We start from the raw sequence: 26,214 nt of genomic DNA on the forward strand, positions 1-26,214 counted from the left end.
TCTATCCACTACCGGAAAACGGGCCGAATTGTTCGACAATACCGGCGTTTAATACTGCCCTTACCTTTTTTAAGCCGGTGTTACGTTGGCCACCCAAAGTTTCATAAACGCTTAACCGCCCATCCAGCTAACGGGTCGGAGCCTGAATCGAATTTTGCGAAAAAACTTCGCTATGCGCTTCATCGCTGCGTTTCCACTGTTCTTTGCATTACTTCTTTCCCTGACGGCTACGGCCCAAACGCCCTACGACAACGAGCTGGCCACCTTCTACGCTTCGCGGCTCAAACCGTTCTACTACGGCGTTGCATCAGGCGACCCGGAAGCGAATCGCGTGATCATCTGGACCAAACTTACCCCCGACAATCCTGCCCAGCCCGCCACCGTCACGTATCAGGTAGCCGAAGACTCAACCATGCGCCGGATTGTGAAGCGGGGATCCGCTACTACCGACCGCGCCCGTCATTTCACGGTCAAGGTAGACGTTACGGGACTGCAACCCAACCACGTGTATTACTACCAGTTTGCCGGCAACGGGGCAAAATCGCTGGTGGGCCGTACCAAAACAGCCCCCACGGGCAAGGCCAACCGGCTTCGTCTGGCCGTTGTCAGTTGCAGCAACTACGAAGCGGGGTATTTTTCGGCGTATCGGCACCTCGCCAACCGCCGGGATCTGGACGCCATCGTTCACCTGGGCGACTACATCTACGAATACGGTCGGGGTAAATACGGCGACTCGACGCTGAACCGGCGACACATTCCGGCCAGGGAGATCGTTGCTCTGGACGATTACCGCGCCCGTTATGCCCAGTACCGGCTCGATCCGGACCTGCGTGAACTGCACCGCGTGCATCCCTTTATCACAACCTGGGACGATCACGAAGTGGCCAACAACAGCTACCGCGACGGTGCCGAAAACCACCAGCCCGATCAGGAAGGCGACTGGAAAACCCGCCGGTCGGCCGGAGAGCAGGCGTATTACGAATGGCTCCCGGTACGCGAGAACCAGGAACGGCACCTCTACCGGTCGCTGAAATTTGGGGATCTGGCCGAAATGTTCATGATTGATGGCCGTCTGGCCGGTCGCGACAAGCAGGCCGAATCCGTCGATGAAAACTACCAGGCCGAAGACCGTACTATGCTCGGTAAAGAACAGTTCGACTGGCTGGCCAAAGGGTTGCAGTCGTCGAAAGCCCGCTGGAAAATACTGGGCAACGACGTTGTGTTCTCGCCAATCAACTACGGCGGAATTTTGCCCAAGAATATGCCGCTGCACCTCGACATGTGGGACGGTTACCCGGCCGAACGCCAGCGAATCGTCAACGTACTGGACAAAGCTAACATCCGCGATTTTGTGGTCATCACCGGCGACATTCACAATTCGTGGGCGTTTGAACTGACGACCAAACCGCAGGATTCGACTGCCTACCAGAGCACGACCGGCAAAGGATCGTTTGGGGCTGAGTTCGTATCGCCCAGTATTACCTCGTCCAACTTCGGGGAGTACATCCGGCAACGGTCACCGGCTCAGGTCCAGTTTGTGCAGAACATTCTCGCCAATCCAAAAACGAATCCGCACCTGAAGTACGTGGATTTGTCGCAGCACGGCTACTTCCTGCTTACCCTAACCCCCGAGCGGGCGCAGGCCGACTGGTTCTTTGTGAACGATATCCGCAAGCCAGACTCCGGCGAATCCTTCGGCTATGGGCTGTACCTGACGCCCGGTAGTGGTCGGCTCAACCGCGCCGAAATGCCGACAGGGAAATAAGCGCATTGCCCCTTCAAAGCAACCAATACACACATAATCAACACAATACATGAGACACCTGTTCTTTTTTGTTTTTACGATATTTACACTCACTACCGCCTGGGGACAGAGCACAGGCACGATAACCGGCACTATCCGGAGCGCTTCGGGCGAGACCATGCCGGGCGTAACGATTGTGCTGGACGACTCGCGGCTGGGCACAACCACCGACGAAAGCGGCCGGTATCTGCTACGTAACGTACCGTCTGGTCAACACAGCCTGCAAGCCAGTTTTGTGGGCTTCCAGACCTTCCGCCAGACCGTTACGGTCAACGGTACCGAGCGGCTCGACATCACCCTGACCGACAATCCGTCTCAACTCAGCGAGGTGATCGTCAGCACCCAGAAGCGGGCCGAATCCATCCTCGACGTACCGATCGCCATTGCGGCCGTTGACGGTAACTTTCTGAAGCGCCAGCGAATTCAGGAACTGGACGTACTTTCGAACTACATTCCGGGTTTGCAGGTGCAGCTTCAGAGCCCCAACAACCCTGGCTTTGTAATCCGGGGCGTAACGAGCGACGACGGCGACTCACGCGCCCAGGCCCGCGTGTCGGTGTTCCAGGACGGGGTCCAGATTTCGCGGTCGCGTGGCGCGGTGGTGGAGTTGTTCGATATGGAGCGTGTTGAGGTGGCAAAGGGTCCGCAGGGTACGTTGTTCGGTCGGGGGGCGCAGATCGGTGCCGTTCACCTGATTCAAAACAAAGCCCGTAATAATCAGTCGGGTGAGGTTCTGCTGTCGTACGGCAATTATAACAGCCTGTACGCCCAGGGATTCATTAATCAGCCGGTCGTGAAAGACAAGTTCTTTGTGCGGGTGGCGGGTGTAGCCAGCCAACGCGACGGCTTCATCGACAACATCTCCGGCGGTACCCTCAACGGAAAAGGTACGTACGCCGGTCGTCTGGCGCTCCGGTACCTGCCCGGTACGCGCTCAACCCTCGATCTGCTGGTCAATTATCAGTACGACGATTACCCCGGTACGTCGTTCAAAAGTGGCCGATACGCCCCACGGGGCGGCACCACCGATCCGAACACGGCGGCCGATCTGGAGCAGGGTACCAACCTCTTCACGCGCCGGAAAGTGTTTGGCACAACGCTCCTCTGGAACCAGCAGCTAACCAACCGGCTGACGCTGAACTCTATTTCGGCCTACCGCTGGTTCAACTCGCACGAGAACTTCGACGCCGATGGTACGGCGGCTCCGGCTCTGTTCCTGGCGGAGTTTGCCAACAGCCGCCAGTGGAGTCAGGAGTTCCGGCTGAATTATCAGAACGAGGGTCGTTTTTCGGGCTTTGCCGGGGTGAGCGTTTTTTCGGAAGATAACGCGCAGCGCGTTCCTCTGATTACGGACGAACGCAGCCTGCTGGCCCTTTACACAACGGTAATCAACCAATCGGTGCCGGCGGTACCGGTGATTCCCATCGTGTTCCCCGACGGCTCACCTAACCTGACCCTGACGAGTGCGGTGCTGAACTCCCTGCTGCCGCCCCAGGTACCGCGCCCGCTGCCGCCCCTGAAAACGCGCCACGAAGAAGCGTATGCCAACTTTGGCAAAAACACAGCCTACGAGATTTTTGCCGATGGTACGTACCAGTTGACCTCACGGCTGAGCCTGAGTGCCGGTATTCGGGGATCGTACGAAAACCAGACGGGTGGCTACCAGGCCGATCCGGCTGCCGTACCAAGTCTGATTGGCCTGCTGGTCAACAATTATCCGAACATTCTGAGCCGCCCGACGCAGGGTCGCTACTCAGTTACGAAAGATTATTTCTCGGCCGTCGGTCGTTTGGTACTGGACTATAAAATCGGCAATCAGAAGGCATACGCCAGCATTTCGCGGGGGCGTCGGCCGGGCGTAATTCAGGTATCAGCCATCGATACGACGCTGCTGCGCCCCGAAATAGTGATGAGCTACGAGATTGGTTATAAAGGCGCTACCCTGGCCAACCGGCTGCAATACGATCTGGCGGCCTATTTCTACGACTGGAATAACTTTCAGTCCACCTCAATTGTGTTGCAGCAGGGACAACTGCGTGCGTTGTCAACCGATGCCGGGTCGGCCCGCAGCATCGGCGCTGAAATCGGCCTTCGGTACAACGTATTCCGGAATTCATTGCTGTACGGCAGCTATTCGTACATCGACGGGAAGTTCAACGACACCGACCGGGAAGGTCGCCAGCAGCAGTTCGCCGGGAACCGTTTCCGCCTGACCCCGATGAACCAGGTGGCGCTCGGGGCAGACCTGAATTTTCCGGTCCAATCGCGCTTTTCGATCTATTTCCGCCCGAACTACACCTACAAGTCAAAGGTGTTTTTCGAGAACACAAACCAGGCTAACCTCGTGCAGGAAGGCTACGGTCTGGTAAACCTCAACGCGGGCGTTGAATTCGGGTCGAAGCCCCGGGTGATGGTCGGCTTCTACGGCAAGAATCTGCTGGATCAGCAATACATCATCGACGCTGGCAATACCGGAAATGCCTTTGGTATCCCTACGTTTATTGCAGGACCTCCGCGGTTTGTCGGCGCTGAGCTGCGAGTGTCGTTTTAAGCGGAGCGGTCATACGTACCGTCAGACCGAGTTACCCCAGGTCAGACGGTACGTATGACCGCTTATCTACCTTTCTGCGTTGTTGAATGTAGCGGTTGTAGCAGTCTGGCTGGTCAGATTTAGAAACTCTCCTTACTCTAAAAAGAAGCCGGTCAGACGTACCGTCAGACCTTTGGTTCGCGTACTCGGTCTGACGGTACGTCTGACCGCATCGGTCTTTACCAGCAAGGCAACTACACAAGGGCACTCGACCGAGTTTCCATATGCGGTTGTAGCAACCACACAGGTCAGGTTGAGAACCTGACCGCACCACGGAAAGGTCTGACGACACGTCTGACCGGCTGACTCCCCAACTTTCTGTGCCGTCTCACCCATAAGACCAGCTTACCCCGGTCAGACGTAACGAAGCAAACTACGCCACTCCTGGTCTCACGGTACGTCGGACCGAACGGACCATTGATCAGCGTTGCGGCTTTTCGCCTTTAAAACTGTTCTGATTCACGTGTTCGTGCTTATGATTCGTCAGGGCAGGCAGTTGGATAATTTCTCCGGTCTCCCACGAATCCGCACCGGGAAGTTTAGGCGGGGCCTGAATATCGGCTCGTTGACTGCGCTTTTCACGCGTGGAAATACCAAACCGTTTGTCGCGGTCATTTACTAACTCGGGCTTCAGCAGGCCATCGCGTGTAAATCCCATCATCAGCGCCGGATTGCCGAACGGAAGTGCAATGTCCTGATCTGTGTGCCACGTATGCCAGGTTTTACCGTAGGTCGTTACGATCTGTTCCATCAGCTCGTGCTCCGCTACACCGGGCAGGCCGGGTCCAATCAGCGTACCGCTTTTCACTTCGTACCGGTGACTGTGCCATAGTTTTTTCTCGTCGGCAGGCAGCGTTTTGAAAAGCGTTTCGGAGATGATGTATTCTACGCCCATGATCTTGGCGCTATCACCATTTCCGTCATAAATTACGCACTGGGTCAGGTCCTCGTTCAGTTTAGAACAATAGTGATGTGCTTCCATCTGGCCCTGCAAATGGCCGTTGTAAAAATGAAAGCCATCCAGGTAGATGTTCAGCTTACGAACGGGCGATTTATCCTGCAACACATCGGCACCCGCTTCGAGCACCTTCGTTTTGGACGATTTTTCATCCCCCGGCGACTTAACGTTCGATGATGTATTGCCGCCCCCACAAGCCCAGGTCAGCAGCGCAAGACACATTGCACTTGCCAGCTTTTGCATACTAATCCCCTATGTTTTCAGTAGAGAACAGGCGATGTATCATTATGTTCAGGAAAACCTACTGCCGCTCGGGCTTCTGCCAGGGAACGGCCCCACCCTGTCGAATGTGCTCCATGAGCAGCCTGATCAGTACGTCCCGCTCTTTCTTGTTCTGGTCAGCCAGATTTGTCGTTTCTCGCGGGTCGCTACCGAGATTATACAGCTCATACGGTGCAAAAGGCGTCGGTTGCAGCAGTTTCCAGTTACCCTGCCGAACAGCGTGAATCTGTAGTCCCTTGTACGTGTCCTGTCCTTCGCGCCGGACAAAAAACAGCGGTCGATCGGGCAAAGTCGCGTCGCCCCGGCCGGTCATCAGGTTCAGGAACGACAGACCGTTGATGCCGTCTGGCACGCTGGCCCCGGCGGCCTGCAACAGGGTTGGGAACCAGTCCATCAGTTGAAGCAGCGCCCCCGACTCACTGCCGGCTTCAATGTGCCCCGACCACATGGCCCCGGTCGGAATCCGGATACCTCCTTCGTAAAACTGCCCTTTCACCCCCCGGAATTGGCCATTGTTCGCTTTGCCGGGTCCCCAGCCGCCGTTGTCGCTGGTAAACACCACGAGCGTATTGGCCAGTTGCCCGTTGGCCCGCAAGGTGGCCAGCACCCGACCAATGTTATCGTCGAGGTGCTCGATCAGCGCAACCAGTTTGGCCCGCTGCGGATCAATGCCGGGCTGTCGCTTCTGCACCCGATTGAGGTAAGCCACGGGCGGCTGAAGCGGATCGTGTGGAGCGGTATAAGCCAGATACAGAAAGAACGGATCTTTTTTCGCCTTACGGTCGTTGAGATAGCGAACGGCCGCATCGGTAAACACATCGGTCGCGTGGCCGGGCGGATCGATTACCTGCCCGTTATGCCGGAGGAAATTCTGCCCGTGGCGAAGCTTCACGACGTAGTCGTCCATCATGCCCTCCAGCAATCCGTAAAACTCCTGAAACCCCCGTTCGTTGGGTAGATTGGGCGATTCGAGCCCCAGGTGCCACTTGCCAATATTGGCCGAATGGTAACCCTGTTTGCGCAGGTATGTCGGCAGTAATGTTGCCGACGATGCCAGATAGCCCCAACTGTCCTGCACCTCATCGCGGATAACGCCCGGTACGCCCACCCGCTCGGGGTACCGCCCCGTCAGCAGGGCCGCCCGGCTCGGCGAACAGACCGAACTGTTGGCGTAAAAATTGGTGAACCGCATCCCGGCACCAATCAGGCTGTCGATGTGAGGGGTCTTAAGATCGGTGCTGCCAAAGCAGGACAGGTCACCATACCCAAGGTCATCGGCGAGGATAAAAACGATGTTGGGGGGCCGGTTGGCCGCCGGCTGGGAAGCACTGGAGGACTTAGGAAGAGGCAGGAATGACGTAACCGCCCACAACAACGGCACGAACAGGCTCAGAAAGCGAATCATGTCCGAAAGTAATCAGGCGGTGGGAGCTCCGCAAGTTGTCTCGTCGGACATATACCTGCAATGATTGCGTTCTTTGTTTATACCCGTTTTTCGCGCTGTATTAAATCAACTTAATAAGAGCAAGATCAGTGGCAGCAGAAAAGCCAGTCAATCTTTGTACATCGACATTGTAGCAGTCCACTTTTAGAGTTAAATCTACTATGGCAGACAGATGGCTTTTCAAGCGTTTGCTTGCCTTTCGCAACCGCCACCGACTTTTTCAGAACGTGGGCTGAGCAACGAGGTAGTGCCTAATTTCGGTCCGGAATTTTCGGAAGTCAGCCAGGAAACTCGCTACCTCCAGCCGCAGGTATTGGTGATCAAGCCGGTTCTCCCGGTTTAGCACCGAATTTGTCCGTACGCCATCGGCCACCTCCGCATTGATAAGCCGAATCTCGTCGAGCAAACGCGTGGTCAGCCGACGGAAGTGGTGTAGTTGGCTCAGCTCGTTTCGCCAGCTCTTTTCATCGGTTAGCGTTGGGTCGAGTCCTTCGTTGAGCGTACCGAGCAGCTTCTCCCAAAAGTCCACTTCCTGAAGCGCCAACTGTAGTTCGCTGGTCCAGATCTGATGCAGCACGTGGACATCGATCAACTGGCGGTATTTTTCTTTGTTCATTGGTTTGGGGGGTTAGAGATACGAAGCAAACGGCATTTTGTTGGCATCATCTGTTGGCTGAATACGGGCCGCCGTATCAACTGGCCCATCGTACAAGGTCAGCAGCGGTACCCGGGGCCGGTAGGCAATCGACCGGCTGACACTACGGCCAGCCAGGGCGTCGAAGAGACTGCGGTGGTGCGGCAGTGTAACCAGCAGATCGACCGTATGCGTGTCGATATACGCCTGGATACCCTGTACCACATCATCGTCGTGAATGACGTACTGATCGACCGGTAAGTCGCTAAGCGCCCGAAGTACGTACTGTTCACTTACGACTGACACCGGTGTTTCTTCCGTTTCTCCGTTGGTAATGGTTAGCAAAGTCACGTTCGCCAACTTGCGGGAAGCCAGTTCTTTCAGGAAGGCAAACGATTCGGCATCGTTAACAGACCGATAATCGGTAGCCAGTACGATACGTTGCAGTGGTCGAATCGGGGCCGAAACAGGTACGACCAGTACGTTGGTAGTGGCCTGTCGGACAACTCCTGTCGCCACGCTCCCCAGCCATTCGCTCTGCCCGGTGCCCGTAGCTCCCACAACAACCAGATCGAAATGTTCCTGACGCATCAACACCTCCACCACTCCTACCGGTCCGCCCGGGGCAACCACTGTGCGATACGTATGATAAGGCGGCTCCGGAGATCGAACGGCCTCCTGCCTGAAGCGTTGCAGGTTTTCTTCGGCTACCCGTATCTCATCGGCCAGCAAAAACGCAGCTCCGGGAGCCATGGCCGTTTCGATAGGGTACGCATGGAGCAAACAAAAGTCGGCGGCTGTGTCGGCAAACAGAGCCTGCGAAAAGGCGAGGGCATGCCGTGAGGCCGTAGAGAAATCGGTTAGCAACAGAATTTTGTACATGGTCTGGTACGTGGTTAGCACATTCAGATCAATTCACCGTAATCGGCAGGACAATTGGGCACAGACGTTGTGGCTGCGCTGACTACAGAAATGAACGACAGGACAAAGGTGGTTGGCCCGGACGCCTTCAACCATGATTTGAGTCAGCCCGGATGCTGAATTCAATCAATCGAACGGCTGAATCGGATCACTCATAAAACCGCTGTAGGCCAGCAACTTTACCAGCCAAAACCAGCCTCACTTCCTGCTCATGCGCCCATATCTGCTGCTTTTTGTGTTCATATTCACCTTTGTTTCTGCTTACGCCCAGACAACCGGCGACTGGAATCGGCTCCGGAACTATGCGTACGAAATCGGTATAGAGATCCCGTGTGACCAGCCAGACAGAACCTGCCTGACCCGCTATGTTACGGAGATCGTGTATGGCCATTCGCCCCGACGGATCAGCTACCAGGGTGTAGCGGAGCGGCTGGACACCGCCCGGATTGACCGGCTTACGGAGCAGTTTCTGGCCGGGGCCGACTGGTGCCCCCTGCTGGATTCGCTCGAATCGCACGACCGGGCCTACCAGCAGTTAAAAGCGTATTGTATGCGGTGTCTGGTGGATGATTACATGGCTGATTCGCTGACGCTTGAGCAGGTGCGGGAAACCCTCAATACGTACCGGTGGCTCAACCGGTTTGACTATGCACAGCGGGTAATCGTCAACATTCCGTCGGCCACCCTGCGTCTGATCGACCGACGGGGCAGTACCCAGCTCTGGAGCCGGGTGATTGTCGGGCAACCCCGAACGCCAACGCCCGTGATGACGGCCATGATCCCTAGTCTGGTCATGTACCCGTACTGGAATGTGCCGCGCTCCATCACGGTTCGGGAACTGCTACCTAAAATCAGGAAAAATCCGACGGTTCTGCTGGAACAACTGAATATGCAGGTAGTCTCTGGAAGCGGCCGCGTAATCGATCCGACCACCGTGGACTGGACCGTACCGGCGACTTCTTTCCCCTACCGACTGCGGCAATCGACCGGCTGCGACAATGCACTCGGGCTGCTCAAATTCAACGTAGCCAACCCATACGACATCTACCTCCACGACACCAACGCCCGGGGTCTGTTCAGTCGGGAAAATCGGTTTCTGAGCCACGGTTGCATTCGGGTCGAAAAACCTGCCGAGTTGGCCAATCAACTACTGGGATATTCTCGCTTTCAGGCCAGTTACCTGGCGAGCTGCCCCGCTAACGCCCAGCCCAAACCGATCAATCTGCCCCAGGCCATACCGCTGCTAATTACCTACAACGTTCTCGACATTGACGAAGCGGGTGCCATACGGGTGTATCCCGACGCGTACAACTGGTGGCGCATTACGTTGTAGTACGCTCCTACGCAACCGAAGGTTTACCAGTTGGCCCGGCGCAGTTTATCCGGCTGGAGTATCCGAATACCGCCCGTGGTCATGATTTCGATCAGGCCGTCCTGTTTAAACTCGCTCAATGTCCGGATCAACGATTCGGTGGCCGTACCGATCATGGCGGCCAGATCGTCGCGCGATAGCTGGATGACGGCATCGGGCTGCTGTTCGTGCAGGCGCAGGAGCGTATCGGCCACCCGACGCCGGAGCGAACTGTAGGCCATACCAAGCAACTGCTGCTCACGTTCCCCTACCCGCCCGGCCAGCAATTTGATAAACTGCTGGCTTACCTCCGGATTGGCAAGCAGCAACTGCCGAAAGTCCGCTTCCGGGATGTATAGCAGTTCCGTGTCTTCGAGCGTAACGGCCGAATCGGTGTATTCGGTGTTTTCCAGCAGGGCCAGGTAGCCGAAGAAGTCGCCGGCGTTGTAGAGCCCGGTGATGAACTCCTTGCCGTCGGCGTTGGTACGTATCGTCTTAACCTTCCCGGATTTGATAAAAAAGAGCCGGGTGGGTTCATCGCCCTCGGTGTAAACAAACTGCTTTTTCCGGACGGCATGCACCTTTCGATCGGCCGACAGGCTTTGCAGGTTTCCTACCTGCCGGGCGTCGTCGAGGAACGGATCGAGTCCTTCCTGCTGTAAATTATAGTCAGGGCGCAACGTAGCCGGTCCAATGGTCTGGAAGCGATTCAGACGCCCTTCGATCGCGCTGAGCAGTTCGGATTCATCAAAGGGCTTGGTCAGGTAATCGTCGGCCCCGAGTTCCATGCCTTTTCGAAAATCGGCCCGCTCCGTTTTCGCCGTCAGGAAAATGAACGGCACTCCGGCCAGTTGTGGGTTTTTATTGAAGATGTGGAGGACTCCGTAGCCATCGAGCACGGGCATCATGATGTCGCAGATAACCAGGTCGGGCTTGTGGACCAGGGCTTTTTCTACACCGACCTTACCGTTTTCGGCCGTTTGAACACTGTAGCCGGTTAATTCCAGTATTTCGGCGGTGTTTTCCCGAATGGCGTCGTTGTCTTCAATTAAGAGGATGGTTTTCATAAGGAAGGCTAATGATAACGGTTGTACCCTGGTTCAGTTCACTACGTAGCTCAATCCGTCCGCCCATCAGCTCGACGTATCGCCCGACGATGTGCAGACCCAGCCCCGTTCCTGCGATATTCATGACGTTTCTGGCCCGGAAAAAGCGTTCGAACAGGTGCTCCTGATCTTCTTTGGAAATGCCGATGCCCTGGTCTTCGACGGCTAGTGTCAACTGCCCGTCGGCACCCGTCACCCGTACCCACACGACCGATCCCGGTCCGGAATACTTGATCGCATTGGATAGCAGATTGACCAGAATTTTGCGCAGCAGCGACGGGTCGAGCCATACTGTCGTATCGCCGACGAGTTCCGTCTGGATAACCTGATCGGGTTTGAGCATGCCCCGCATACTGGCAATGGTTTCGTCGACCAATTGGGCGATATTAACCATACCAGGCCGTGCTTCAATCCGCCCTTCTTCGAGCTTGCCGACAGACAGAAACTCCTCCAGAATATCGTTAAGGTGGTTTACCGACGTTCGGATCCGATCGAGGTGCTTTTGCCGCTTATCCTGCTGATCGCCCCCGGTGTACTTTTCAATCAGGGTAGCCGAGGTCAGCACGGCCGTCAGTGGGGTACGAAACTCGTGCGACGCCAGCGAGACGAAGCGTGACTTCAGTTCGCCCAGTTCCCGCTCGGCCGCCAGGGCTTTGGCCAGTTCATTTTTTGACTGCTCCAGTTGCTCCAGCGTGTTCATCAGCGCGTGGGTTCGGTCAGCCACTTTCTGCTCCAGGTTGGCATTGAGCCGCTCGATGTGGTCGCGGTGGGCCAGCAGTTGCCGTTCAGCTTCTTTCTTGAAGGTACTATCAACAATGTAGGCTACTACGTACAGTTCGTTGTCGAGCCGGAAGTAACTCAGGCTGATTTCGACCGGAAACACTGATCCATCCTTACGCTGGGCGTGCAGATCGCGGTTGTGCCCCATGGCCCGCACCTGCGGCTCGGCGTTGAAGGACTGCCGCAATCGTTCGTGGTAGCGGCTCACGTTCGCAGGCACCAGTTGTTCGATGGTCTGGTTGACCAATTCGCCCGTTTCGTAACCGAACAGTCTGTCGGCCATCTGGTTCGCCGAAACGATGCGCCCGGCGGTGTCACACACGATGATACCGATGGTGGCGTAGGAAAAAATGGCTTCGTTGCGCCGGATGCTATGGGCCAGTTCCCGCTCAGCCCGGTGGAGCCGCCCCTGATCGATCAGCCGGATCAGGGCATAGGGATGATTATGCGCCGTAAAGCCGCTGATAATGAGCTGTCCCCAGAATGTCTGCCCATCCTGACGGCTGATTTCGGCTTCTTCGGCATGGTAGCCGATCTGCATGATGCGTTCAACCAGACCACTGCGGTGTTCGTCGCCGAGGGGATTCGTCCGCAGCGACCGCGATCGGACGGGATCGTTCAACAGGGCCTCCTCCGACGTAAAACCCAGCAGCCGCACCCCCGCCTGGTTGACCCGCGTAAAGCGTTCTGCCACCAGATCATAGATACCGATGAACTCGTCGCTTTTTTCAAACAACAGGTCGGCAACAGCGCTTGAGTACTCTTCTGTGAGCATACAGTTACTAGTCCGGTATACGTCATACCGGTTGGGTTACCTCAAATTACGCGAATTTTCTATTATCCGTCGATAATCAGCAGGCGAACTGACGAAGATCAGTGTCCGTGCGTAAGGAACCCGTGATTTTTACGGTGAGATCGTCCAGAACCCGGCAACTGACGGATTCGCGTTCGACGATTACGAGAATCATGCATTCCAGCGATACATCTCCCGTTTTTGTTCCGGCCAAAGCAGCGGTGATGCTTGTGTTCATGCCACCGGAGGGTACCGACCGACAGCAACGACAGTCGCTGGCAGCGTTGGCCGATGCCCTGCAACGTCACCTCGATGGATCGGTTCGGGTGCTGAAACTTGATGAAACAACGCATCCGGACGTAATGCGGAGTTTCGACATTGCCAACCTCCCGGCATTTGTTCTGGTACGGCGGGGGGTTGAACTATGGCGGCATGAAGGTCTGACCGATGAACAGACGCTGACGCAGGCATCCCGACAGATGCTGGCCGTTGGCCGGAACGGGCTGAGTGCCCCCTAATAGCACCCGTACTGACTAAGATCATTCACCGGCCTGACGGTCTTCATGAGTACCGAACCTGCCGTCTGCCAATTTTAGGACACAATCATCTGCTATCTAGAATTAGTTATATGCCTGCACTACCCTACTCTCCCGTCGATCAATGCCAGTCGGCTAACCAGGCCTGGAGCGTGACCCTCTCGTTGTATGAACAGGAGATTGATCTGCTGCTGGTTCAGGTTGCCGACTTGCTGAGCAGTTCAACATACCGCAGCGTACAGCATTATCCGGAACAGTACTACCATGACCTGAATCAACTGCGGGCGTTGGTTCAGCAATTACGCCACGAACGTCTGTGCGAACACCCAACCTGCGCCATGAGCCAGCTACAGACCTGCCCGGCTCCGCAGTTTGGGCTACACGCCACGCTGCCCGGCCTCTGGACTACGTTGACCGATGAATTTACCCGCCTTAAAAACGGTTGCTGCCAGTTGCTTACGCATCTGGTCAATCTGAATCTACTCTAAAAAATTCGTCCACTAACCCCATCATTTAGTCATGAAACGCATTCTGGTTCCTACAGATCTCAGCGAACTCGCGAATCGCGCTCTGTCGGTGGCAGCACATCTGGCTCGCCAATACGGAGCTGAAATCACCCTGGCTCATTACCTGCCTTTTGCGATCGTTGACCCCGTCCTGACCGAGGCACCGGGCGCAATTGCGGCCTACCTCGACGACCGGGAACATGAGGTCGAAGCCCAACTGGCTGCGATCTGCCAACGCCCCGACTTTACGGATGTTACCATCCGCCCCCTGGTGAAACGTAGTGAACAGGGGCTCTTCGGTATGCTGGCCGATCAGCCCGCCGACCTGATCGTGATGGCATCGCACGGCTCATCCGGTCTGGAAGAGTGGCTGTTCGGTTCCAACGCCGAACATGTGATGCAACAGGCGCACTGCCCGGTGCTTATCATTAAAGAACAGGCAGGTTCCTTCGACCCAAAAAACCCTGTCTGCGCTATTGATACGGATGACGTGCTAAAATCCCACCCCGCCTGGCCGTTTCACCTCGGCGACGGCGTTCGGCAGTTCGTATACGTCATGACTCCGACCGACTCCCGGGTTACTGATGGCATCCGGCAGTGGATGGCTGACTTTGCCGCAGCCAGACAGATTACCGATTACGAACTAACGATTTTCGCCGACAGCAACGTACCGGATGGCATTATCCACTTTGCCGAAAGCCGGGGAGCCGATCTCATTCTGCTGTTTACGCACCAGAAAAGCGGCTTCTGGCACCTCGTCAGCGGCAGCGTAGCCGAAGATGTCATCAATCACGCGACGATACCGGTGTTGGTCATGCCGGTGGCATAGGTATCACTCACGGGCTGTGTAGACTGATCCGGGTTCCAGCGTTGCCACTCCCCCAGCCGATCCAACCGATAAGCACAGTTTTCCAGCGGTTCGATCGCTACCAACGTTACCCAGCCGTTCAGAAACAGGGTTTGCAGTTTGCCCTGGCTCTGAATGATCATGTCGATACAATGCCGGGGCGCATAAACGACCGTGAGCAGCCGCTGGGGCTCGTGGTACGGGGTATCGTCAGTACGGTTCACTGATTGCAACGGCAACCCCTGCATCAGGTCGCTGGCATTGCCCTGCATCACACCCAGCTTGCCCGCTACGTTGTGGGTTATTTTACTCCCACTGCCGTAGGCTACATTGTCGAGGGTCGAGAACAGATACTGGCTGTTGATCCACTGCGCTACGATCATCGGTGCGGTCAGGATGGTTTGCAGCGACGACAGGTCCGTATCCTGCTCCCAGTTATACGAGTGCAGGAAGCAACGACCTTCCAGATCAAGGTCCTGCGTAAGCCAACGCGGTCCCACGATCAAGGCTGCATTGCGTGCCAGCCCCCATTCCGGGCGAACCTCGGCCCAGTCGCTGCTTCGGCGGAGGGTTTCACGCATCGGATCGCGCCCGTCAGCGCTTGGCCCGAATGTCTGATAACGGGCCGCACTATTGGCCGCCTGCGCAGCCGCCAAGTCCCGTTTCAGCCGGAGCAGAACCGGCAGGTGGTACCGGTCAGCATCGGCGGCTTCGTAGAGCGTCACGGCGTCGGTGGTGGTATTGTGTTCGGCGGCCATAAACACCGTATGGATCGGGATGCGAATGCCATTTTCTGCCAGACGAGCCCTGACCTGGGGGGTATTCAACAGAGTAGCCAGTATTCGGGCGTTCGGGCCGCCGTGGTTACCACCACAAGCCCCACAATCGAGCGCCGACGCATACGGATTGTTTTGGGTAGCCGCCCCATGCCCACAGAAAACGACCAGCTTTCCGAAGTTGCGGGTCAGCCCCATCAGGCGCAGGGCCGTTTCGGCGTAGGTTGCCTGCTCATTGAGTGCAATGCCGTGTTCCGGGTGAGCGCCCTCTACATCGGGTTCCGTCGGCAACGGCGGCCGGACCGTTTCGTTGAGCATCCGCCGACCGTTCGCACTCACCACGGGTGCCAGCGTACGGCCCAGCATCAACAACCCACAGACCGCGCCGAGCGTTTCGACCAGTGCAAACGGCGTAGCAAAATTATACTTAAGGTCCTCATAAAACCCCTTCAACAGGGTCATGATGCGCTTACCACGTTGAAAACGGATTACCTGACCGGCATGGTCGGCCACCGGTTTTTCGTGAATATCATGACGGGGCTTGAGCAAAACCGGGCAGGCATCATGGGCTTTTCCCGTACTGAAATCATGCAACCGAACCGGCAATCCGAAAAACCCGGCGAACCCCAGCGTTTCGTAGGCTCCCAGCGCTTCCAGTCGGCGACGAAACGGTTCCGACCGAACATCGATGCAGAACACCAGTTGCGCATCGGGCCGCTTTGTGGGCCTGGCGAGGTGATGCGCTGAATTCATCAACGTCTCCAGCAGCGCGTTCCGATACGTTGTTTCGGCGTTTTCGAGCCGGGCAACGGTTTGCGATACGGTACCCTGAGGCCGTTGCGAACCCAGCGGTTTCCGACCCGCTTCCGGCCACATCACGCAGGTAATGGCCAGCCGCACCGCCAGAAAATCAGCCAGCGTAGCCGGGTTAGCTACGTGCGAAGCCGACTGTTCCTGAGCCCGCCATTTGATGTACCCCGCCCATCCGGGCAGATACGTCAGGGTTTGTTTCAGGAACGATTCGTGCTCTGCTTTGGGTACGTTCAACCGATCCAGGCTCAGCAACAGAGCGTCCTCAGCCTTCTCGGGCAGGGCCTTCAGCCAGGCTTTTGCAGCCCGGTTATGCTGATGCAACTGGTCGTCAAAACGGGCCAGGTCTTTCCACGCCCGGTAGAAGCCTTTGTGTCGGTTCGGCATGGTAATCGTGGCCTGCCCGTCGTCCATGAACACCATGCTCCATTTGATTACCTGAAGGTTAACCGCTTCCAGCTCCGGCGACACAGGTGGCTGTTGAAAGAAACGGGCTCCATCAGCAAGGGCTTCTTCAAACGGCAGGGATTCGAGTCCCTGCAGCGGATTACAGGCAATAAACGTCCGGAGGGGCCATACGGGCGCAATCAGGGTAGCGGCTTTGGCAACTTTTGATCGAATCTCGGCCCGGTCGACGGCCACGGCTAACGGTACGGTAGGCTGAAACGTGGTTTGCGCCTGCATAATCTTTGCATTCATGTATTCAGGTGTCGGTTAAAATTGATAGGTCGTACGGGTCGGCGTTGTTGTAGCCGGATCAGGCTGGCTACCATTCAGCGCCAGGACGTACAGATACGCCCAGAAACGCGTAGCCTGCAGGGCAGCCAGCGGCTTCAGGTTCATGCTCAGCCAGATCAGCCCCATCAGGCCGAGCGCTGTCAGGTGCAGGCTGTTCAACGGCTGAGGCCCGGAAATGCCAAGCGGCTGGAGCAACGTTTCTATGAGATGCACACTGGCCCCGTAGAGACAACCCGACACAAAGGCTAGCCCTACCGCTGGGATAAGTCGGCTGCCCAAGCGCCCGCTGGCCAGAATGGTTTGCGCCACCTGGGTCGTGGCAATGAACGCGAATCCGATCAGAACAGCCGTGGTATTGCCTGCCAGAAAGGGCTTCTCACTGACCAGCGCGAAGCCATACGCACCAGACAGGCCACCCAGACAGGCCAGCAGAAAGACGGTCAGGCTGCTGGTCCGCTCCTCAATGGGTCGGCGTTTTTCCTGCAATACGGCCCCCGCGCTTAAGAACAGAAATGCTTTGAACAACCCATGCCAGCACAGGTGCGCAACGGCCGCCGGGAACAACCCCAGCCCGCACTGCATGACCATGAACCCCATTTGACCCATGGTAGAGCAGGCCAGCATCCGTTTCACATCCGGCTGGATCAGTTTCCAGCATGTTCCGACCACCGCCGTGATTACCCCTACCGTGAACAGTACGTATAGCAGGCCATGCTGGGCCAGAAACAACGGTGCAAACCGAACGAGCAAAAACCCGCCCCCGTTGACTAATCCCGCGTGCATCAGGGCCGACACCGGCGTTGGGGAATTAAGCGAACTGGTCAGCCAGCGGTGGAAGGGCAGCAAGGCCGACTGGGTCATGGCCGCGAGTGTGATGATGAGCAAAGCCGAGATCAGCGCATTTGGGTCGACCGTACTCAGATCCGTGTGTAGCAGGGCCTGAATAGACGTTGTCCCGAAGGTGGTCGTCAGGATACCGAACGCGATAGCCAGAAAGAAGAAGCCTACAAAAAGAACCTGCAATGCCAGCAAGCCGGACTGGTAAGCCGCCCGCCAGCCTGTTTTATGGATCATCAGCCGGACCAGCAGCAGGTTACTGATTCCCCACCCTGCCAGCAGCAAGCCCAGATGATCGGCCAGCACCATCAGCAGCGCCGAACTGGTTATGCCCGAGAGCAAGATAAAATACAGGTGATAGTTCCGGTCGCCGGCCAGATAGCGTATCGAAAATTGGTGAACAATGCCGCTGACGAACAGAATAAGTGTAGCCATTACCCACGACAGCGCATCGCCCCGCAGCCCGGCCACCGGTTCTTCGGCGGAATTCATTGCCGTACCGATTAATCCCGCTACGGCTCCTCCCCAACCGAGCCAAATCAGCCATGTGGCAAACCGAGCCCCTTTATTGGCTTGTCGACGAAAAAAGAGCCCATTGCCAACCGCTCCCAGCATAGGTAACCCGATGAGCAGACTGTACTGAATCAACGGTTGAGAAAGGACACCAAGAAGATAATTCATTCGCTTTTCTGTTATTGACGCTCAAAACTATATGCGCTGCCAATCGCAGAAAAACGAATCTTTTTTATAAGCTGCATAAGCAAAACTTATACAACTCTTTTTGTACCATAAATTATCGTTTATAGTCCATTAATCTCCCATCCACGACCGGAATTCGCCAGCCCGTTCGCGGCTGATAAAAACATCTTCGGCTATAGCTGGTCTCAGATCCAGTTTCAATCGCCCGTTGAAGTGCAGATGAACCCGGTCAACGGATCTGGCGTGAATGATGAACTGGCGATTAGCCCGGAAAAAGTGGCGTGGATTCAGTTTCTGAACCAGTTCGTCCAGTTTGTAATCGACAACCAGCGACCGGCCATCCCAGGTCCGGACAAACGTCAGCCGGTCTTCCGTGTAGAAATAGGCCATGTCGCCTACTTCCACCGGTATCAGCCTGGATCCCTGTTTGAGCAGAAACCGTTCGGTATAGGTCGGCGTAGCGCTGTCGGTGGGCGTTGGCGTCCGAAAAGCCGCTACCAGCGCCCGCAGATCGGCGGCCGGGTTCGGTTGGCCATATAATTTGCGCAGGTCGCTGAATTTGGTCAGACTTCGGCGCAACGACGCTTCATCGATGGGTTTGAGCAGGTAATCGACGCTGTTGACCCGAAAGGCCCGGAGCGCGTATTCATCGTAGGCCGTCGTGAAAATCACCGGGCAGCGCACCTCAACCCGCTCAAATACCTCAAAGCTCTGTCCATCCACAAGTTCAATATCGGCCAACAGCAGATCGGGCGGCTCGTGTTGCCTGAACCAGGCCGTAGCTTCCTCAACGCTATCGAGGGTAGCCAGGATGGTGACCGCAGGGTCATAGTCCCGGATCATGGCCTGCAATTGCCGGGCGGCCAGGGTCTCATCTTCAATAATCAGGATCGTCATGGGGCAATCAGGGGTACTTCGACGGTGAAAAAATCGGGTGTTTCCTCGATCAGGACCGTATCGTGGCCCAGCAGTCGGTATTTCTGGGTAATCGTGAGCAGGCCCTTCTTATCCGACGCTACGTCGGCCCGCGCTTTCCGTTGCAGATTATTCCGAACGACCAGCGTCGGATTACCGTGGCTGCGAATCGAGATTGTCAGCGGCCGACTGGCCGATACGATATTATGCTTGACCGCATTCTCGACCAGCAGTTGCAGGGTTAATGGCGGAAGCCGGTAGGCCCGGTAGGCCGGATCAATCCCTACGTCGACCCGCAGGCCTTCGTCAAAACGGGTTTTCAGCAGGTTCAGGTAAGCATGCGTGAAGGCCAGTTCGTCTTCGAGCAAAATAAGCGGCTGTTCGTTGCTCTGAAGCAGGTACCGGTACACCTGTGCCAGATCGCCGATAAACTGCACCGCTTTGCTGTTTTCATTGGTTTTGACCAGCGCCTGCAGGGTGTTCAGGCTGTTGAACAGAAAATGCGGCTGTACCTGCGTCCGGAGCAGACTCAACTGAATTTCGAGCTGCGTTCGCTGCAGTTCCTCCGCCTGTCGTTTGGTTTGCAGCCAGTGGCGAAAAAAATAACGGGCTTCGTAGATGGATACAATGATGGTAAAATAAAACAGCCCCACACCGTACATGAATGGAATATCGCCGGGCTCCCACGTAGCCGCGTCTGCGAATACGTAGTAACGAGTCAACAGGAGCCTGGCACCAACCAGCAGGGCTGTTACGGGTATCCCTACAACGCCCAGCCAGATAAGCCGCTGATTCGTACGTTCCAGACCGGCATACCGACGCTGTGCCAGCAGAACCAGCCACCGAATGACAAACCACGACAGGTACAGCGTAAAGATACCGTAGGTTATGAAGCGCCACTGGCTGATCTCCGAACTGATCAGGGTCGATATATTAAAAAAGACCGTAGCTACCGCCCAGAGAACCAGCGGCCCCAGGATACGTAATGTTCGATCATTCAACGAATTCATACAGCGTCGGCTAACAAATAGAGCCCGTCCCTGCGGATTCGCTGCTGTCTGAGTGCGCGTTCCGGAACGTTGGCTCGTCAAAGCTACATAACCCGTGGCGGTTACGACACGCAGCGCGTTTAAAGCGTCGGAAATCTGTTGCGAATCGTACGAACGATGGCTTGATCAGCGTACTGTAAAAAAAGCGGCAATCCTGCCGGATTGCCGCCTGTGAATGGAAGGACTCGGGTGGCTTAGTTCAAGCTGATCAGGCGCGTTGCCGGTACCGGCTGTGCAATCTCAAAGTTGTGTTTGGTTTCATTGGCTTTGTTCTGCACCACGATCCGGAATTTACCGGCGGGCAATTGCGCTACGTTGAATTTAACGTGGTAGGCCCCCGCTTTGCGGTTCGTCACCTGCGTAGCCAGTACGTTACCCTCTTCGTCGAGCACCTGCACGTATGAGCGCTCACCGGCAGGTTGATCAACGATAACGTTCACGACGGCTGCTGATTTAGACGGGAAGATCATCGACCGGACAGCCGCCGGGGCCGTCGGGTTTGTCAGCGCAGGATCATTCATCGGCCGGGCGTTAGCCGCTTCGGCAGTCAGAAACAGGATGGCACCAAAAGCACCTAACAGGATGAGGGCCAATAACGCAGATTTCAGGAAGGTTTTCATTGTATTTGTTGTTTGGTTGTGTGTGTTGTTTGCTGTTTACGATTCAAAGGTAGCGCTACGTAAGGCACTCATTCATAGGGATATTGTTGAGTCGGTCAGAATTCCGTACGAAGTGTTGTAAAGAGGGGCTGAATGGTAAATAGCCCGCATCAGGGAGGGTGTATCCGGCAGAAAGAGCCAGTGTCCGTAGCAGGAATGTTGCCAGCCAACTGCTTTTCTGCGGAATAAGTGACGTAAATTTAGTTGCCCGGCGTAGGCTTCGTCCCTAAAGCACCATGACTCAGACCCTACTCTTTACCATTCTTTTGTTCGCAGCGGCTATTTGCGAAGGCCAACGCGGGAACATCACCAACGAATCATTTCCTCACCCTTCCCTTGAGCTGCGGGTACCTTGTCAGCCGTCGCCGGTACGTATTCAGGGGGAAACTACGCTTTACTATGAACTGCACCTGACCAACCGATCCGCTCAGGCCATCCGACTACATAAGATTGAAGTCCTTAGTCCACCCAACGTTCTCTCTGTCTACCAGCCGGATGCCCTTCGAAACCGGCTCAGTATGACTGACCATCGTTCGGATACGTCCGAAGTAATCAGTCTTGTGCCTGATAGGCCGGCGATACTTTATGTGGAGTTGGTATTGAAAGGCAAGCCCTTACCTTCGGAACTGAACCACAGGATTTCATACGCAGTCAATTCGCCAACTGGTCTGCAAAACGGAGCGATGCAGGGGGGCGTCGTCAAGCCCGAAACGCATGCCCCGCTTATCCTGGGACCTCCTTTGCGGGGTGGTCCCTGGGCTGCGGTTTACAATCCGTTCTGGAAGCGGGGCCACCGTCGGGTCTTGTATTCAAAAAATGGGACAGAACGAATTCCGGGGCGGTTTGCTATCGATTTTATCAAACTTAATAAAGATGGACAGCAAACGGTCGGCGATCAGGACTCCATTGTGCACTGGTACGGGTACGATCAGCCTGTTCTGGCCGTCGCCGATGGAACTATAAGTTCGGTACGGAACGACTTCTCCGAAAGTGTAACCTTATCAAAACATCCAGCCTATCCGGCCGAATCAGCCACGGGTAACTACATCTCCCTGCAAATTGCGCCGGATCGGTACGTATTTTACGAACACTTGAAACCGGGGGGTATTCAGGTTAAACCGGGTCAAATGGTAAAAAAGGGGACTGTTATTGCCAGGGTTGGTTTCACCGGACAAACAACAGGCCCTCATTTACACCTACATGTTGCCGACAACGACTCACCATTGGGAGCCGAAGGTGTTCCCTTTGTCTTTGACCATTTTAGACTGTTGGGAGAATACGAGGACTTCACTACGTTTGGCAAATCGCGCTGGCAACCCCCGAGCCCCCAGCAAAACACAGATATTCATCAGGAACGCCCCGGGCCTAATCAGGTTATTCAGTTCAATTGATACCTGCAACGTTCACAAGTCGTAAAAATTCAGCTTACACCCCTAGTCGCAGCTCTACCGCTAAGCCAAAGCCGACATGCCAGAGGGCATAGTGTCCCAGCCGGATCGACAGCCCGGCCAGGAAACCGTAGCGTCGGAAGAAAATGGCCTGTAGCAAGTTCATGGCGTAGCCCGTACCGAAGCTGTAGATGATCAGCCCCGGCGAGTCGGTGATAAGCTGCTCCAGGGGCTCCACGAGCGACGTCAGCCCGGCCAGTACCCAGAACAACCGTTCGTTTTTTTGGTCATGAAGCAGAAATCGCCCAATCAGCCACATCAGCAACGGAATTGGAATGAGCCGGTACAGGCAGTCGGTGTAGAGCGCCCCTGATCCGTAGAGCAGAATCGAGTACGGAAACGGCTGCATGAAGGGCGTCAGCGACGTAACGGGCTGCGGGTGCATCACCAGTTTGTACATCAGCAGGTCGGCGAGACCAAACCCTAACCCGATCAGCAGCGGACGACCGAACCGTTGCCAGCCGCTCACGCGGGCATCCAGCAGATCGGCAAACCCAGTCCGGGGTGCCAGCCAGATCCCCAGTCCACCTAGCGCAACCAGCAGTACCCCATCGACGCCGAACAGGCGGATAGCCGGAGCCGTCAGGGTAGAACCGATCAGGGCCGTAACGACCGTCAGCAGAATAAAGGCGGCATACAGTCTGAGGGAAGCAGGCGACGTTTTCATGGCATTACACGATCCATCAGGCTCTTGTCGGAGCCGTTACCGTTGTTTTTATAAAGGACAAATATCCCCTTGTTTTTCGGAAAGAACAGCAAATTGGCCTCTATACCCACCGACCCACCATTGTGGCCGTAGGCGGTTCCCAACCCCGTTTTCCAGTGCTCTACGCCCAGACCATACTCGCAATCGCCGTTGGGGCAGGTCGGCAGTAACGTGGGCTTGATCATCTCCGACAGAGCGCTTTCGGTCAGCAGCTTCCCGTTGAACAGCGCGTCGGCAAACGTGGCCAGGTCAGCGGCCGTCGAGATAATACCGCCGTCGGCTTCTCCATCGCTGTCGGCCCGATCCCAGTGGCTCACGTCGTATAACCGGCCATTTCCGTAGAGATCAGCGTAACCCCGGACGACGTTGCGATCATCACGCACCTCCAGATACGTATCGTTCATGCCCAGCGGCCTGAAAATCCAGTCATCCAATACGTCATGCAGCCGCTGTCCGGTTTTCTGCTCGATAATCTGCCCCAGCAGCCAGTAGTTAGCGTTGCTGTAGCTCCAGCCGCTACCGGGTGCAAAGTGTAACGACTTGCCGTACACGTACTTCGTCAGTAACTGCCCGGTCGTCAGGCTGAAGCGCTCCTGGTAATCATCGACAATAGACAACTGATAGGCAATGCTTTCGTTGGGCGGATCAACGATACCACTGGTGTGCGACAGCAGGTGCCGGAGGGTAATCTGATCGGCCTGGGGAATCCGATCTGCTGTACCGGGCAGCAGCGTAGCCAGCCGGTCATCGAACCGCAGCTTACCCTGCTCCTGTAACTTCAGCGCGGCCACCGCCACAAACATCTTGGTAATGCTACCCACGCGAAACTGGTCACAGACTTGTATGTCCGTCTGGTGTTCCAGATTCGACTTGCCGACGGCCCCGATCCAGCGCGGTTCGCCTGGCTTCTGAATCAGCAGGATACTACCCGGCGCGTTCGATTTCTGGCGGTATTGTTGCAATTCGGTCAGGTAGGTCTGGTGGCGGGGATGGTTCGCATACGAAACCGGCGAACAGGGTTCCGTTGGGCTTTGTGGTACGTCCAGCGGCTCACAACCAACGAGCAGGGCGAGCAGCGATGCAAATACGTATGTTGTTTTCATCAGGTCGTTCGGAATTAAGGGTGGACCAAAAAGCGCGTGCCGATGTGGAAAGCCGAATGCGGCAGCACAGGAACGCCCCGGTTGCTGAAGGGCGTCTCGCCAAACAGTTCGTACCGGGCGAACACACTAACCGGTGTTTCCGACTGTGGCCGGAAACGATAGCCAACGCCCGCACTGACGGAAGGCATAACCCGAACCAGAAACCGGGAAGCGGGTTTGTAATCGCCGGTTTCGGTACGCTGATAACTGCGTAGCTGCTGCGACAGGCCAAGTCCACCTACACCGATAAAACCCTCGGCGTATAGGTTGCCGATGAATTTCCGGTAGCCGAACTCGGTGTTCAGGTACAGCCCACTGTGGACGTTCCGGTGGTGGTAGAAACCGACGTTCAGCGTTTGAATCAGTTGGGAACCGGGGCGATTGCGGTAATAAAACTCGGTACCGATGCGCACACCAACATTGGGTTTACGCAGAAAACCGCGGAACGTTGGCAGACTGACTGATTCTGAAAATACGGAAACCGTCAGTGGTCGCGATGCGGGTGGTGATGACCGATCCTGGGCTATGCCTGTCTGGGCGGCCAGAAGTACCGGCACCAACGTGAGCTTGCTAAAGATGTTCATGGTAGTTGTTGGTTGTTCGGCCAAAACTAAGCCCCAGCCTGCCGAAGCGGACCGGGGCTCGTTTGAATCGGCGGAAATGAAACGCGAACCGTCCGGTTTTTCACCTGAACAGTTGCCCGCGGAAAGGGCATCGAAAACAACCCCTTGCACGTTCACCTACCCATGACAAAGCGGAATTTCCTTCACATCGTCAACCGGGCCGTGCTGAATTGTCGGATACACACCCAGGCCCCGAATCAGCAGCCACGTACCCAGCAGTACTGTAACAACCGGCAGTACCCGGCTGAATTGCCGACGTAGCGGCAGCGACAGATAAGCCGTCAGTACCCGAACGCCGAGCAGGGCAGGCAATGTACCCAGGCCAAAGCTGATCATGTAGCTCATTCCTGCCAGTGGATGGGAGGTGGCCAACGTACCGGCCAGCGCTACGTACACAAAGCCACAGGGCAGCAGGCCGTTCAGAAAGCCCATGACCAGCCAGGCACCCGGTTTAGGCTGAGTAAGGAGCCGCCCTAGGGCAGACGACAAACCGGTCCGTTGCGGCATCCACCGGCTCAGTGGGCTGCTGGTTGTACCTGTCAGCCCCCAGACCACCAAAAGCAATCCGGCCCCGATGGAAACGGGTCGTTGCAGACTGATCAGTAGTAAACCCTGCCCCAACAAACCAAATACGGCCCCCAAACCGGCGTAGGCCCCAATTCGACCGGCGTGGTACATCAGGAGTCCCCACGGGCGTTGCCAACGGGGTAAGCGGCCCAGCGGCAAGGCCATGGCCAGCGGGCCACACATACCGACGCAGTGCAGACTACCGGCCAGGCCAGTCATGAAAGCCGCGGTCCACCAGAGGGTATTCATAAGAACAAGTCTTTTTCGGCGTAGTATTCCTGCTCACCGTCTGACCACGTAATCTGTATGCGCCAGTAGCCTTTGGCCAGCGAAGCCGTTGAAACCGCCCGCCCGTTCGATGCATGATCGGCAATCGGTACGCTAACGTCCAAGCGTCGGTCGGCCGGGCGGTAGAACGTTACGATGCCCCTGCGGCTTGATGCCGGAAGTTTAACAATAACCTGCTGCCATTGAGGCTGATACGTGATGGCCGTATCTGTGTTCCACGTAGCCGCATTGTTAATCCGGTTGATCTGCCGCTGAAAGTTCAGTTCGTCCTGGTAGTAATCGTCGCGGACGAGATCCACCCGCTGACGACTCATCAGAAACACCATGCTGCCAATAAAGCCGGCAAACAGGATGAAGGTTAGTACTATGCTTTTTCCCCAGTTCATTGGTTTAAAGAGCGAATGA

23 protein-coding genes are annotated in these 26,214 nt (G+C 56.1%); 7 read left to right on the forward strand and 16 right to left on the reverse strand.

The genetic code is table 11. From position 1 onward, the window contains the following. Positions 1 to 172 precede the first annotated feature (172 nt). On the forward strand, positions 173 to 1,765 hold the full coding sequence (locus tag BN8_RS13075; protein WP_009282360.1) for an alkaline phosphatase D family protein: 1,593 nt from the start codon (positions 173 to 175) through the stop codon (positions 1,763 to 1,765). Between the two features lie 49 nt (positions 1,766 to 1,814). Next, positions 1,815 to 4,355, forward strand: a complete 2,541-nt coding sequence (locus BN8_RS13080; protein WP_009282361.1) for a TonB-dependent receptor — start codon at positions 1,815 to 1,817, stop codon at positions 4,353 to 4,355. 460 nt (positions 4,356 to 4,815) lie between these two features. Here the strand turns inward: BN8_RS13080 and BN8_RS13085 are convergent, their stop codons facing one another. The 4 genes from BN8_RS13085 to BN8_RS13100 all read right to left on the reverse strand — a co-directional run bounded on the left by BN8_RS13085 (position 4,816) and on the right by BN8_RS13100 (position 8,594). Further along, positions 4,816 to 5,595: an OBAP family protein gene (locus BN8_RS13085; RefSeq protein WP_009282362.1), complete on the reverse strand. Its 780-nt coding sequence runs from the start codon at positions 5,593 to 5,595 to the stop codon at positions 4,816 to 4,818. 58 nt (positions 5,596 to 5,653) lie between these two features. Further along, complete coding sequence (locus BN8_RS13090) at positions 5,654 to 7,039, reverse strand: sulfatase family protein (RefSeq protein ID WP_009282363.1); 1,386 nt, start codon at positions 7,037 to 7,039, stop codon at positions 5,654 to 5,656. 259 nt (positions 7,040 to 7,298) lie between these two features. Then, the gene (locus tag BN8_RS13095; protein WP_009282364.1) at positions 7,299 to 7,694 is read right to left on the reverse strand and encodes a hypothetical protein; all 396 of its coding nucleotides are present in this window, start codon (positions 7,692 to 7,694) and stop codon (positions 7,299 to 7,301) included. 12 nt (positions 7,695 to 7,706) lie between these two features. Beyond that, a complete protein-coding gene (locus tag BN8_RS13100) occupies positions 7,707 to 8,594 on the reverse strand; it encodes a universal stress protein (protein WP_040005788.1) in 888 nt (295 codons plus the stop codon). Positions 8,595 to 8,844: 250 nt separating this feature from the next. On the opposite strand from BN8_RS13100, the gene BN8_RS13105 reads away from it, so the two are divergent. After that, positions 8,845 to 9,966 (forward strand): L,D-transpeptidase family protein, encoded by a 1,122-nt coding sequence (locus BN8_RS13105; RefSeq protein WP_009282366.1) that lies wholly within the window; start codon positions 8,845 to 8,847, stop codon positions 9,964 to 9,966. Positions 9,967 to 9,989: 23 nt separating this feature from the next. Here BN8_RS13105 and BN8_RS13110 read toward each other — a convergent pair whose 3' ends face one another. After that, on the reverse strand, positions 9,990 to 11,051 hold the full coding sequence (locus BN8_RS13110) for a response regulator (RefSeq protein ID WP_009282367.1): 1,062 nt from the start codon (positions 11,049 to 11,051) through the stop codon (positions 9,990 to 9,992). Next, entirely contained in the window at positions 11,029 to 12,645 is a 1,617-nt protein-coding gene (locus tag BN8_RS13115) for a sensor histidine kinase (RefSeq protein ID WP_009282368.1), read from the reverse strand. Before BN8_RS13115 ends, BN8_RS13110 begins: the two co-directional genes overlap by 23 nt. 134 nt (positions 12,646 to 12,779) lie before the next feature. On the opposite strand from BN8_RS13115, the gene BN8_RS13120 reads away from it, so the two are divergent. The 3 genes from BN8_RS13120 to BN8_RS13130 all read left to right on the forward strand — a co-directional run bounded on the left by BN8_RS13120 (position 12,780) and on the right by BN8_RS13130 (position 14,534). Next, positions 12,780 to 13,181 (forward strand): thioredoxin family protein, encoded by a 402-nt coding sequence (locus BN8_RS13120; RefSeq protein ID WP_229367968.1) that lies wholly within the window; start codon positions 12,780 to 12,782, stop codon positions 13,179 to 13,181. Positions 13,182 to 13,291: 110 nt separating this feature from the next. Next, positions 13,292 to 13,687, forward strand: coding sequence for a hypothetical protein (locus BN8_RS13125; RefSeq protein ID WP_009282370.1), 396 nt, complete (start codon positions 13,292 to 13,294; stop codon positions 13,685 to 13,687). 31 nt (positions 13,688 to 13,718) lie between these two features. Continuing rightward, positions 13,719 to 14,534, forward strand: a complete 816-nt coding sequence (locus BN8_RS13130) for a universal stress protein (protein WP_009282371.1) — start codon at positions 13,719 to 13,721, stop codon at positions 14,532 to 14,534. Here BN8_RS13130 and BN8_RS13135 read toward each other — a convergent pair. The 5 genes from BN8_RS13135 to BN8_RS13155 form a co-directional block, all read right to left on the reverse strand. After that, a complete protein-coding gene (locus BN8_RS13135) occupies positions 14,495 to 16,837 on the reverse strand; it encodes a DUF2309 domain-containing protein (RefSeq protein WP_009282372.1) in 2,343 nt (780 codons plus the stop codon). The genes BN8_RS13130 and BN8_RS13135 overlap by 40 nt on opposite strands. Before the next feature lie 15 nt (positions 16,838 to 16,852). Then, positions 16,853 to 18,394: a proton-conducting transporter transmembrane domain-containing protein gene (locus tag BN8_RS13140; protein WP_040005790.1), complete on the reverse strand. Its 1,542-nt coding sequence runs from the start codon at positions 18,392 to 18,394 to the stop codon at positions 16,853 to 16,855. A 129-nt stretch (positions 18,395 to 18,523) separates the two neighbouring features. Continuing rightward, positions 18,524 to 19,309 carry a LytR/AlgR family response regulator transcription factor gene (locus BN8_RS13145; RefSeq protein ID WP_009282374.1) on the reverse strand — a complete coding sequence of 262 codons (786 nt, stop codon included), beginning with the start codon at positions 19,307 to 19,309 and terminating at the stop codon, positions 18,524 to 18,526. Continuing rightward, the gene (locus BN8_RS13150; protein WP_009282375.1) at positions 19,306 to 20,337 is read right to left on the reverse strand and encodes a sensor histidine kinase; all 1,032 of its coding nucleotides are present in this window, start codon (positions 20,335 to 20,337) and stop codon (positions 19,306 to 19,308) included. The genes BN8_RS13145 and BN8_RS13150 overlap by 4 nt, the downstream gene beginning before the upstream one ends. 233 nt (positions 20,338 to 20,570) lie before the next feature. Then, on the reverse strand, positions 20,571 to 20,996 hold the full coding sequence (locus tag BN8_RS13155) for a hypothetical protein (RefSeq protein ID WP_009282376.1): 426 nt from the start codon (positions 20,994 to 20,996) through the stop codon (positions 20,571 to 20,573). A gap of 275 nt (positions 20,997 to 21,271) precedes the next feature. Here BN8_RS13155 and BN8_RS13160 point away from each other — a divergent pair, with 275 nt between their 5' ends. Further along, positions 21,272 to 22,426, forward strand: coding sequence for a M23 family metallopeptidase (locus BN8_RS13160; RefSeq protein WP_009282377.1), 1,155 nt, complete (start codon positions 21,272 to 21,274; stop codon positions 22,424 to 22,426). Between the two features lie 34 nt (positions 22,427 to 22,460). Here the strand turns inward: BN8_RS13160 and BN8_RS13165 are convergent, their stop codons facing one another. From BN8_RS13165 to BN8_RS13185, 5 genes are all read right to left on the reverse strand, one after another. Then, a complete protein-coding gene (locus tag BN8_RS13165; RefSeq protein WP_009282378.1) occupies positions 22,461 to 23,150 on the reverse strand; it encodes a hypothetical protein in 690 nt (229 codons plus the stop codon). Next, the gene (locus BN8_RS13170; RefSeq protein ID WP_009282379.1) at positions 23,147 to 24,292 is read right to left on the reverse strand and encodes a serine hydrolase domain-containing protein; all 1,146 of its coding nucleotides are present in this window, start codon (positions 24,290 to 24,292) and stop codon (positions 23,147 to 23,149) included. Before BN8_RS13170 ends, BN8_RS13165 begins: the two co-directional genes overlap by 4 nt. 14 nt (positions 24,293 to 24,306) lie before the next feature. Continuing rightward, positions 24,307 to 24,915: a hypothetical protein gene (locus BN8_RS13175; RefSeq protein WP_009282380.1), complete on the reverse strand. Its 609-nt coding sequence runs from the start codon at positions 24,913 to 24,915 to the stop codon at positions 24,307 to 24,309. A gap of 156 nt (positions 24,916 to 25,071) precedes the next feature. Beyond that, positions 25,072 to 25,770: a sulfite exporter TauE/SafE family protein gene (locus BN8_RS13180; RefSeq protein WP_009282381.1), complete on the reverse strand. Its 699-nt coding sequence runs from the start codon at positions 25,768 to 25,770 to the stop codon at positions 25,072 to 25,074. Continuing rightward, a complete protein-coding gene (locus BN8_RS13185) occupies positions 25,767 to 26,195 on the reverse strand; it encodes a FixH family protein (protein ID WP_009282382.1) in 429 nt (142 codons plus the stop codon). Before BN8_RS13185 ends, BN8_RS13180 begins: the two co-directional genes overlap by 4 nt. Positions 26,196 to 26,214 lie beyond the last annotated feature (19 nt).

Origin of the sequence: Fibrisoma limi BUZ 3 (assembly GCF_000296815.2) — a bacterium.
Taxonomy (GTDB): Bacteria; Bacteroidota; Bacteroidia; order Cytophagales; family Spirosomataceae; genus Fibrisoma; species Fibrisoma limi.